Here is a 9,364-nt window from a genome sequence, read left to right as displayed (position 1 = left end):
ATGAGCCTCTCCGCCGTGCTGGTCAGGCTGGCGGCGATCGAGGCCGAAGCGTTGTCGGCCTATGCGAGGCACGGCCTGCCGACGCGTCCGGGGCACTACCGCAAGGGTCCGCGGGCGAAGGCGTGGTCCCTTCTCGCCGCCGACCTGTCGCCGGAGGCGCGCTGGGCCGAGGTGCTGGCACGACCGCCGGAAAAGGGCTGGCGGCACGCGACGCTGGCCGATCTGGGCGCGATGGACGGGCGACCCGGGCCGCGCCGGGCCTCCGCGACGCTGAAGACCCTGGCCCGTCTCCGCGCGCGGCTGTCCTCCGGCGAACCGCTGACGCCCGAGGACCTGCTCGCCGCCCTGGAGCTGACTAGGGGGCCGTCCCGGTCGCGCGCATGACCGCGGCGCGCAGTTCGGGAATGCCGGTTCCCTTCTCCGACGAGGTCAGCAGGACCTCGGGATAGGCCGCGGGCCGTTTCGACACCGCCTTCAGCGTCGCCTCGGCGACCTTCTGACCCTCGTGCGGCTTGATCTTGTCGGCCTTCGTCAGGACGATCTGATAACTTACGGCCGACAGGTCCAGCGCGTCCAGCGCCTCGTCGTCGACCTTCTTCAGGCCGTGGCGCGCGTCGATCAGCAGATAGACCCGCTTCAGCGTCACCCGGCCCCGCAGATAGTCGCGGCCCAGGTTCTGGAAGCGCTTCACCTCGCCCTTCGACGCCTTGGCCCAGCCGTAGCCGGGCAGGTCGACCAGCCGCATCTTGCCGTCCAGGTCGAAGAAGTTGACCTCGCGCGTGCGGCCCGGCTCTGTGGAGGCGCGCGCCAGCTTGTGCATGCCGACCAGGGCGTTGATCAGGCTGGACTTGCCGACGTTCGACCGTCCGGCGAAGGCGATCTCCGGCAGGTCGGGATCGGGCAGTTGCTCGATCTTGGCGCAGCCCAGCACGAAGGTGGCCGGCCGGGCGAACAGGACGCGCGCGGCCTCGATCTCCGCCTCGCGCTCCGCCTGCTCCTCGGGCGTCACGCCGCCTTCTTCCGGATGTGCTTGTCGATGAAGCCGTCGATCGGATTGGGCGCCTTGAAGCGGTGCATGATCACGTACTGCTGCAGGATCGACAGGATGTTGTTCCAGATCCAGTAGACCAGCAGGCCCGCCGCGAACGGCGCCATGATGAAGGTGAAGACGAACGGCAGGAAGGCGAAGATCTGGCGCTGCACCGGGTCCGGCGGCGGCGGGTTCATCGCCTGCTGCAGCCACATGGTGAAGCCGTAGATGATGGCCAGAACGCCCAGGCCCAGCGCGCCGACCAGCAGGCCGCCGATCACCGGCGCCGACGCCGGATCCCAAGGGATCAGTCCGAACAGGGTCCAGATGTTCGACGGGTCGCGCGCCGACAGGTCCTGGATCCAGCCGAAGAAGGGCGCATGCCGCACCTCGATGGTCACGAACAGCACCTTGTACAGGGCGTAGAAGACCGGGATCTGGATCAGGATCGGCACACAGCCGGCCAGCGGATTGATCTTCTCGCGCTGATACAGGGCCATCAGCTCCTGCTGCTGCTTCTGCGCGTCGTTCCCGTGCTTTTTCTTGATCTCCTCCATTTTGGGCTGGAGGTTCCGCATCTTCGACAGGCTCTCATAGGCCTTGTTGGCCAGCGGGAAGAGCAGGATCTTGATGCAGACCGTCAGCGCCAGGATCGCCAGACCGACGTTGCCCAGAATGCCGTAGAAGAAGTCCAGCACGATCAGGATCGGCCGGGTCAGGAAGAACAGGAAGCCCCAGTCGATCGCATAGACGAACCGGGGCAGGCCCAGCTCCTTCTCATAGGCGCTCAGCACGTCGTTGACCTTGGCCCCTGCGAACAGCCGCTGCTCGTGGGTGATCTGCATGCCGGGCGAGACGGTGCGCTCGGCGCCCTGCATGGTCGCCGAATAGGTGTCGTAGGCGGCGCCGTCGCGGATGCGGAAGCCGGCGTCGATGCGCTCGTCCTGATCCGGGATCAGGGCCGCCAGCCAGTACTTGTCCGTGATGCCCAGCCAGCCGCCGACCGACTCCTCCTCCTCGATCGGCTTCTTGACCCAGGCGCCGTACTTCAGCTGCGTCGTGGTGTAGCCGTTGCCGTCGTCGCTGAAGGTGCCGATGGCCCCCTCGTGCAGGATCTGCTGCTTGCCCAGATCCGCCGGCACGCCCAGCCGCTCGACCCGGCCCCACGGGCGCAGGGTGATCGGCGCCGTGCCGAAATTGGCCACGGTGTCGCGCACGGTGAAGACGTAGCGGTCGTCGACCGAGATGCGGCGCGTGAAGCGCAGACCGGCGCCGTTGTCCCACGTCAGCGTCACGGGCGTCGTCGGGGTCAGGGTCGATCCCTCGGTCAGCCGCCACGGCGTCGCCGGTCCCGGCACGCCGCCGGCCACGTTCGCCCCGGTCCAGCCGAACAGGGCCTGATAGGCGTGGTTCATGCCCTGCGGACGGAACAGCTCGACCGGCTGGGAGTCCGCCGCGATCGTCTCGCGGTAGCGCGTCAGATACAGGTCGTCGACGCGCGCGCCGATCAGCGAGATCGATCCGCTGAGCGTCGGCGTGCGGACGATCACCCGCTCCGACCGCTGGCCCGTCACGGCGTCGGTCGCCAGGGCCTGGCTCCGGTCGACCACCACGGGACGCGGCGTGGCCGTGGAGGCGTCGCCCGGTTCACCGGTCGCGACGGGCGCGCCGTCCGGCGTCACCGCGGCGGAGGCGGTCGCCTCGCGCTGCGCCTGCTGGGCGGCCTTGCGGCGCTCCGCCTGCGGCCCCAGCACCAGCATCTGGTAGCCGATCAGGAAGATCGCCGTGACGACCACGAAGATGATCGTGTTGCGGCCGTTGTCGTCTCTCATGAGGTCAGGCGTCCTGCTCGGGCGATGAGGGCGGCGCGGCGGGCGCGCGGTCCGGGGCCGGGGTCGGCCGCGGGGTCGCCAGCCTTGTAAGGGCGGAACTCAGGTCGTCAAGCAAACGGGTCCAGTCCCTGTCGGCCGTGCCCATGCGGGCCACCAGCACATAGTCGCTGCCGGGGGCCGCCAACAGGGGCAGCAGCCTCCGCGCCGCCTCCCTCAGCCGCCGCTTGGCCCGGTTGCGCACCACCGCGCCGCCGACCTTCCGCGTGGCGGTGAAGCCGACGCCCACGGCCGGATCGCCGTCGGCCCGTTCCAGACGCTGGACCACCACGGCGCCGCGCGCTTCGGAACGGCCTTTGGCGGCCGCCAGAAACTGGGGCCGCCGCGTCAGGCGTCGGATTGTCAGGGGTTCGTCCATCGATCCTCCCCCTGCGGGAGAGGGGTCAGGCCGCTCAGGCCGTCAGGCGCTTGCGGCCCTTGGCGCGACGGCGCGCGACGATCTTCTGGCCATTCTTGGTGGCCATGCGCGCGCGGAAGCCGTGACGGCGCTTGCGCACGAGTCGGGACGGCTGATAGGTCCGCTTCACGGTCGGCTCCAGAAACAAGTGGGCGGGCGGAACATTCGTAACGAGCGTCCGCCGCGGGAGGCGGGCGTATAGGGCCATCGGGGCGCGCCTGTCAACGCCGCGGCCCCATCGGTTCCAGGAGATCGCGCAGCGGAATGGCCAGGGTTCGTCGGTTTCTGCCCCTGCTGATCCTGCTGGCCGCCCTGGCGCTGGTCTTCGCCATGGGCTGGAACCGGTATCTGTCGCTGGACACGGTGCGCGACCACGGGACCTTCCTGCGCGCCTTCGTCGCCGACAACTACGCGCTCTCGCTGCTGCTCCTCATCCTGATCTTCGCCGCCCTGACGGCCAGCGTGGTGCCGGGCGTGGTCTTCGTCACGGTCACCGCCGGCTATCTGTTCGGGCCGTGGGTCGGCGGGGTCGCCACGGCCTTCGCAGCCACCCTGGGCGCGCTGGGCGTCTACGCCGTCGGCCGGACGGCGCTGGGCGAGGGCTTTCGCCGCAAGGCCCGCGAGGCCGACGCCGGACTTATGAAGAAGATCTGCGACGGGGTGGACCGCGACGCCTTCTGGTACGTGCTGGTCGCCCGCCTGGTCGTCAGCGTGCCCTTCCACCTGATCAACGTCGCCGCCGGACTGGTCGCGGCGCCGATCCGCCCCTACGCCCTGGCCACCTTCATCGGCCTGCTGCCCGCGCACGTGATCTACTGCTGGATCGGCTCGGGCCTGAACGAGGTGCTGGCCGACAACCCGGATCCCGACCTGGCCGCGCTGTTCGGCGAGTTCATGTGGCCGCTGCTGGGAGTGGCCTTCCTCTCCATTCTCCTGCCCCTGATCCTGAAGCTGGCGCAACGGGCCCGCGGCGGCCGCGAGGCGTCATGACCGCCGCGGAGCTCCTCGCCCGGATCCGGTCGCGCTGGCCCGTGCGCCGCGCGGGCCGCCGGGGGCTGGCGTGGCGCCTGTTGCTGCTGACCGCCGCCTTCACCCTCGGCGTGGAGATCCTGATCGTCGCCCCCGGCGCCGCCAGCTTCCACGAGCGATGGCTTCTGGATCGCTTGCAGGCCGCCGAACTGGCCTCGGTCGGCGTCGAGGCCCTGCCCTATTCCATGGTCGAGGACGAGACGGCCGAGGAGCTGCTGCGGATCGGCGGGGTGCAGGCCGTGGTCGTCGGCGAGCAGGGCGTCCGCCGCCTCCTGCTCCAGGCGCCCAACCTGCCGCGCGCGCCCGACCTCATCGACCTGCGCCGCCGCGGCACCGTCGCGCGCCTCAGCGACCCCTGGCGCACCCTGTTCGGCCACCCGGACCGGTCGCTGAGGGTGCAGGCGCGTCCCCGCTACCGCTCGGGCGACTACGTCGAGATCCTCGCCCCGGCGGAGCCGCTGAAGCGCGAGCTTGCGGCCTATCTGGCCAACAGCCTGCTGCTGTCCCTGCTGCTGTCGATCGTGGCGGGCGGCCTGCTCTATCTCGGCCTCGCCTTCCTCGTGCTGCGCCCCCTGCAGCGGGTCACCCAGTCGATCGAGGCCTTCGCCGACGACCCCGAGCGACGCCCGTCCGCGCCGTCCGACCGCGACGACGAGATCGGTCAGGTCGAGCGCGAACTGGCCCGGATGCAGGAGGAGGTGCGTCAATCGTTGCGCAGCCGCGCGCGCCTGGCGGCCCTCGGCGAGGCCGTGGCCAAGATCAATCATGACCTGCGCAACATGCTGACCTCGGCCCAGATCGCCTCCGAGCGGCTCTCGACCTCGTCGGATCCACAGGTGGCCAAGGCCGTCCCCCGGCTTGAGCGGGCGCTGGGACGCGCCGCCGCCCTGACGCGCAACGTGCTGGACTACGGCAAGTCGGAAGAGCCGGCCGCGCGTCCGCACCGCATGGCCCTCGCCCCCGCAGTCTCGGTCGCCGCCGAGGACGCCGGGCTGGGCGACGGCGTCAAGCTGAGCCGGTCCATCCCCGCGCGCTTCACGGTCAACGCCGACCCGGACCAGCTGAACCGCGTTCTGGTGAACCTCTTCCGCAACGCCCGTCAGGCCATCGAGGGCGACGCGGCGCGCAAGGCGTCCGGCCGCGGACCGGGCCGCGTGCGCGTCACGGCCGAAACCCGCGACGGCCTGTCCGTGATCCGCATCGCCGACGACGGCCCCGGCATCCCCGAGCGGGTGCGCGCCCGGTTGTTCCAGCCCTTCGTCTCCGGCGCGGGGCCCGAGGGCACGGGCCTGGGCCTGTCCATCGCCCGCGAGCTGGCGGTCGGCCACGGCGGCGACCTGAGACTGGTCGAGAGCGGTCCGGACGGCACCGTTTTTGAACTGGCCCTGCCGTTGTGAGTTTTCGCTCCATCGGCCGGCGTGCGCCGGCGTGTCGATGGAGGAAATTCCATGCGTACCGTGATCGTCGCCGCGGCCCTCGCCGCCTTCGCCGCTCCCGCCCTGGCCCAGGATCCGACCGATCCGAACGGCGACAAGCGCACCCACGAACTGAACGCCGAGGTCGCCGCGCGCCTGAAGGCGCAGGACGAGGCCGAGGCCCGCGCCATGGCGGAATATCGCGCGGCCCAGGCCAAATACGAGTCCGACATGGCCGCGCACCGCGCCGCCACCGCGCGCTACGAAGCCTGCGTCGCCGGCGACCAGACCGCCTGCGGGCCCACGTCCGGCTCGTGATTGATCGGAGGGCGTGAGGGGCCTAGAGGCCCGTCATGTCCTCTTCCGACCTTGCCGCCCAGCCGTCCGGCCCGCCCGTCGGGCGCGTCATCGCCATGCCGGCCGACACCAACCCCGAAGGCGACATCTTCGGGGGCTGGCTGCTGGCGCACATGGACCTCGCCGGCGCCACGCCCGCCTTCGAGCGGGCGCAGGGCCGCTGCGTCACCGTGGCCGTCGACGCCATGGTGTTTCACCAGCCCGTGGCCGTCGGCGACGAGGTGTCCATCCACGCCCGCGTCGTCTCCACCGGCCGGACCTCGATCCGCGTCCACGTCGAGGCGTGGAAGCGGTCGCGCGGTCAGGCGCACGCCCAGTCCATGCGGGTGACCGAGGGCGTCTTCACCTACGTCGCCATAGACGGTGAGCGCCGTCCGCGCGTCCTGCCGGAGATCACCGCGTGAGTGTGGTGATCCTTACGCCCGACCCCGGCGATCCGTCATATGCCGGCCAATGGCCGGAGGTGCTGGCCCGTCATCAGACGGCGCTGGCGACGGAAGGCGTGCAGTCGCGCGCCGAACCCTGGACCGACCACGTCGAAAGCGGCGGGGTCCTCGCCGACGCCCCGCTGGTGCTGCCGCTTGTGGCCTGGGGCTATCACCGCGACCACGCCCGCTGACCGCCGCCTGCGCCGCCTGGGCCCGCGACGGGGTGCGCATGTTCAATCCGCCGGGCGTGCTGGGCTGGAACTCCGACAAATCCTACCTCGGGCGCCTCGCCGACCGCGGCGTGCCGATCCCGCCGACGATCTGGACCGACGCCCCGACGCGGTCCGACGTCGACTCCGCCTTCGACCGGTTCGGGACGGATCAGGTGGTGGTGAAGCCCCGCGTCTCCGGAGGCGCGTGGAAAACCTTGCGCCTGTCCCGTGGCCAGCCCCTGACCGGCGCACCGGACGGTCCGTCGCTGATCCAGCCCTATCTCCCCTCAATCGTGACCGACGGCGAGACCAGCCTGCTGTTCTTCGGCCGCCGCTTCAGCCACGCGGTGCGCAAGACGCCCGTCCCGGGCGACTTCCGCATCCAGGTCCAGTTCGGCGGCCGTTACGAGAGCGTCGCGCCGCCCCCCGAGGCGCTGGCGTTGGCCGAGGCCGTGCTGGCCGGGATCGACGAGGACCTGCTCTACGCCCGCATCGACCTGGCCCGCGACGCCGACGGCGGATGGCTGCTGATGGAGGCGGAGCTGATCGAACCGGACCTCTACCTCGCCCAGGCCCCGGACGGCGGCGCGGCCTTCGCGCGGGCGGTCAGGGGACGCCTCTAGGCCGGCAGTTCCACGAACTCCCCCCGGCTCGGACACAGGTCCGAGATCACGCAGGCCCCGCACTTCGGCCGCCGCGCCAGACAGGTGTAACGCCCGTGCAGGATCAGCCAGTGGTGCGCCTTCGGCAGCCAGCGCTCCGGCACCACCCTGTGCAACTGCGCCTCCACCTTGTCCGGGGTCGCGGCGTTCGCCAGCCCCAGGCGGTGCGACACGCGGAACACGTGGGTGTCCACGGCGATGGCGGGCTCGATGCCCAGTTCGTTCAGCACCACGCTGGCGGTCTTTCGCCCCACGCCCGGCAGGGCCTGCAGATCGTCCCGGTTCAGCGGCACCCGGCCCCCGTGCCTCTCCAGCACGATCCGGCTCAGGGCGACGACGTTCCGCGCCTTGTTCCGGTACAGGCCGATCGAGGCGATGAAGGGGATCAGCCCCGCCTCGCCCAGCGCCAGCATCTTCTGCGGCGTGTCGGCCACGGCGAACAGCTTCGCGGTGGCCCTGTTCACCGATACGTCCGTCGCCTGCGCCGACAACGCGACCGCCACCACCAGGGTGAAGGGATCGGTGAAGTCCAGTTCGGTCTTCGGCTCCGGCATCACCGCCGACAGACGTTCGAAGATCGCCTCGACCCGGTCCTCGTCCGGCGGCCATCCCAGCCGGCGCGGCGCGGACTTGGGCGTCTTCGACCTGCGGGGACGATCCGCCGGAGCCGTCATGCGTCGACGCCCAGAGCCGCCAGCGCCTCACGGGCGGCGCGCTCGCCCTCCAGCCACGCGCCGTGCGCCGTGCCGTAGAAGTCCAGGGAAGTCGCCTCTCCGGCCACGAAGATCCGATCCTCGACCGGCCGCGCCAGCGCCTGGCGGGCTCCCGCGCGCCCCGGCAGCACATGCGAATACGACCCGCGCGACCACGGCGCCGCGCCCCATCGCGTCTCCGCCAGCAGCGTCAGCCGCTTGCGCATGTCCGAGCCGAGCAGCGCGACCAGCTCGTCGACCGCGAAGGCGAAGCCCGCGCCCGGCCCTTCGGCCTCCAGTCCCCGCGCCAGCTCCCCGCCCAGATAGGTCTCGATCATCGACCGCCCGAACGGCCGCAGGTGATGCCCGCCCGTGTCCCGGGTGTCGGCGCGCCCCCACAGCTGCGAATCCGGCGGAAAGTCCTCCGCGCCCGTCACCGCCATCTGCACCTTGTCCGCCAGCCCCAGCGGCGTCCCGTCGGCCGCCTCCAGCAGCTCCCGCAGAGGCGGGTCGATCCGCGGCGTCTCCGCCGCGATCAGCGCCGTCGGCACGGTCAGGATCACCGCCCGTGCCATGATCGTGCCGCGCCTCGTCTCCAGCGCCAGCGGCGCCGCGCTCCGGTCGATCCGCGTCACGGCGCAGTCGAGGATCACCGGAAGGCCCGTGCCCAGCCCGGTCACCAGCCGCCCGTAGCCCTCCACCACCCGCCAGTTCACCCCGGTGTCGCGATAGGCGTCGTAGTCCTGCGTCTCGACCTGATCGAACGGGGCGCCGTTCAGGGCGCCGGAGATGGCGTCCATCCGCGCGTTCCAGCGACAATCCGCCTCGAACCACCGCGACGCCGGCCCCGTCTCGCCACGCGAAGCCGCCTCGGCCAGGCGATCCTCGAAGGCGCCGAACGCGCGGCCGAACTCGCCCTGTTCGGCCTCGGTCATCTCGTGGTTGAAGGCCTGCCGCTCCCACGGCGGCGGCGTGCGGTCGATCGTCAGCCCTTCGGCCTCGACGCGCGCCGCCAACGGGTTTTCGTCGGCCGAATGCAGCCAGCCGCAGCCCAGGTCGACGCCGTGTCCACCCCGGTCCATCGTCAGCGCCCGCCCGCCGATCCGGCGCCGCGCCTCCAGAACGGCCACGCTCAACGGTCGATTCGCCAGCACGCGTGCCGCCGCGATCCCCGCCGCCCCGGCGCCGACCACGGCGACGTCGACTTCGGCGGGAAGTTCAGCGGCCATTGCGGTGATGTCGGGCGCCTGTCC

At 71.4% G+C, this 9,364-nt stretch carries 13 protein-coding genes; 7 read left to right on the top strand and 6 right to left on the bottom strand.

Annotation, left to right across the window (positions count from 1 at the left end):
* Nucleotides 1-384 carry a hypothetical protein gene (locus VGR32_RS13365; protein ID WP_327451455.1) on the top strand — a complete coding sequence of 128 codons (384 nt, stop codon included), beginning with the start codon at nucleotides 1-3 and terminating at the stop codon, nucleotides 382-384.
* Here VGR32_RS13365 and yihA read toward each other — a convergent pair.
* The 4 genes from yihA to rpmH are packed head-to-tail and all read right to left on the bottom strand — an operon-like array spanning nucleotide 356 to nucleotide 3,446.
* Nucleotides 356-1,009, bottom strand: a complete 654-nt coding sequence (gene yihA / locus VGR32_RS13360) for a ribosome biogenesis GTP-binding protein YihA/YsxC (protein ID WP_327451454.1) — start codon at nucleotides 1,007-1,009, stop codon at nucleotides 356-358. The genes VGR32_RS13365 and yihA overlap by 29 nt on opposite strands.
* The gene (yidC, locus tag VGR32_RS13355) at nucleotides 1,006-2,862 is read right to left on the bottom strand and encodes a membrane protein insertase YidC (RefSeq protein ID WP_327451453.1); all 1,857 of its coding nucleotides are present in this window, start codon (nucleotides 2,860-2,862) and stop codon (nucleotides 1,006-1,008) included. Before yidC ends, yihA begins: the two co-directional genes overlap by 4 nt.
* Nucleotides 2,863-2,866: 4 nt before the next feature.
* On the bottom strand, nucleotides 2,867-3,277 hold the full coding sequence (gene rnpA / locus VGR32_RS13350; protein WP_327451452.1) for a ribonuclease P protein component: 411 nt from the start codon (nucleotides 3,275-3,277) through the stop codon (nucleotides 2,867-2,869).
* A 34-nt stretch (nucleotides 3,278-3,311) separates the two neighbouring features.
* Entirely contained in the window at nucleotides 3,312-3,446 is a 135-nt protein-coding gene (rpmH, locus tag VGR32_RS13345) for a 50S ribosomal protein L34 (RefSeq protein ID WP_125255230.1), read from the bottom strand.
* A gap of 134 nt (nucleotides 3,447-3,580) precedes the next feature.
* Between rpmH and VGR32_RS13340 the strand changes: the two genes are divergently transcribed.
* From VGR32_RS13340 to VGR32_RS13315, 6 genes are read left to right on the top strand one after another with little or no spacing between them, the layout of a single operon-like run.
* Nucleotides 3,581-4,306, top strand: coding sequence for a VTT domain-containing protein (locus VGR32_RS13340; RefSeq protein WP_327451447.1), 726 nt, complete (start codon nucleotides 3,581-3,583; stop codon nucleotides 4,304-4,306).
* Nucleotides 4,303-5,742, top strand: coding sequence for a HAMP domain-containing sensor histidine kinase (locus VGR32_RS13335; RefSeq protein ID WP_327451445.1), 1,440 nt, complete (start codon nucleotides 4,303-4,305; stop codon nucleotides 5,740-5,742). Before VGR32_RS13340 ends, VGR32_RS13335 begins: the two co-directional genes overlap by 4 nt.
* Nucleotides 5,743-5,793: 51 nt before the next feature.
* Nucleotides 5,794-6,078, top strand: a complete 285-nt coding sequence (locus VGR32_RS13330) for a hypothetical protein (RefSeq protein WP_327451443.1) — start codon at nucleotides 5,794-5,796, stop codon at nucleotides 6,076-6,078.
* A 35-nt stretch (nucleotides 6,079-6,113) separates the two neighbouring features.
* Nucleotides 6,114-6,521 (top strand): acyl-CoA thioesterase, encoded by a 408-nt coding sequence (locus VGR32_RS13325; protein WP_327451441.1) that lies wholly within the window; start codon nucleotides 6,114-6,116, stop codon nucleotides 6,519-6,521.
* Nucleotides 6,518-6,736, top strand: a complete 219-nt coding sequence (locus VGR32_RS13320) for a hypothetical protein (RefSeq protein ID WP_327451439.1) — start codon at nucleotides 6,518-6,520, stop codon at nucleotides 6,734-6,736. The genes VGR32_RS13325 and VGR32_RS13320 overlap by 4 nt, the downstream gene beginning before the upstream one ends.
* Nucleotides 6,737-6,774: 38 nt before the next feature.
* Entirely contained in the window at nucleotides 6,775-7,380 is a 606-nt protein-coding gene (locus VGR32_RS13315) for a transporter (protein WP_327451437.1), read from the top strand.
* Here VGR32_RS13315 and nth read toward each other — a convergent pair.
* On the bottom strand, nucleotides 7,377-8,093 hold the full coding sequence (nth, locus tag VGR32_RS13310; RefSeq protein WP_327451435.1) for an endonuclease III: 717 nt from the start codon (nucleotides 8,091-8,093) through the stop codon (nucleotides 7,377-7,379). The two genes, VGR32_RS13315 and nth, sit on opposite strands and share 4 nt — an antisense overlap.
* Nucleotides 8,090-9,340 (bottom strand): NAD(P)/FAD-dependent oxidoreductase, encoded by a 1,251-nt coding sequence (locus VGR32_RS13305; protein WP_327451433.1) that lies wholly within the window; start codon nucleotides 9,338-9,340, stop codon nucleotides 8,090-8,092. Before VGR32_RS13305 ends, nth begins: the two co-directional genes overlap by 4 nt.
* Nucleotides 9,341-9,364 lie beyond the last annotated feature (24 nt).

It is taken from the genome of Brevundimonas sp., from assembly GCF_035935935.1.
In the GTDB taxonomy this organism is placed as follows: domain Bacteria; phylum Pseudomonadota; class Alphaproteobacteria; order Caulobacterales; family Caulobacteraceae; genus Brevundimonas.
This window is presented reverse-complemented; position numbering and strand designations above follow the sequence as displayed.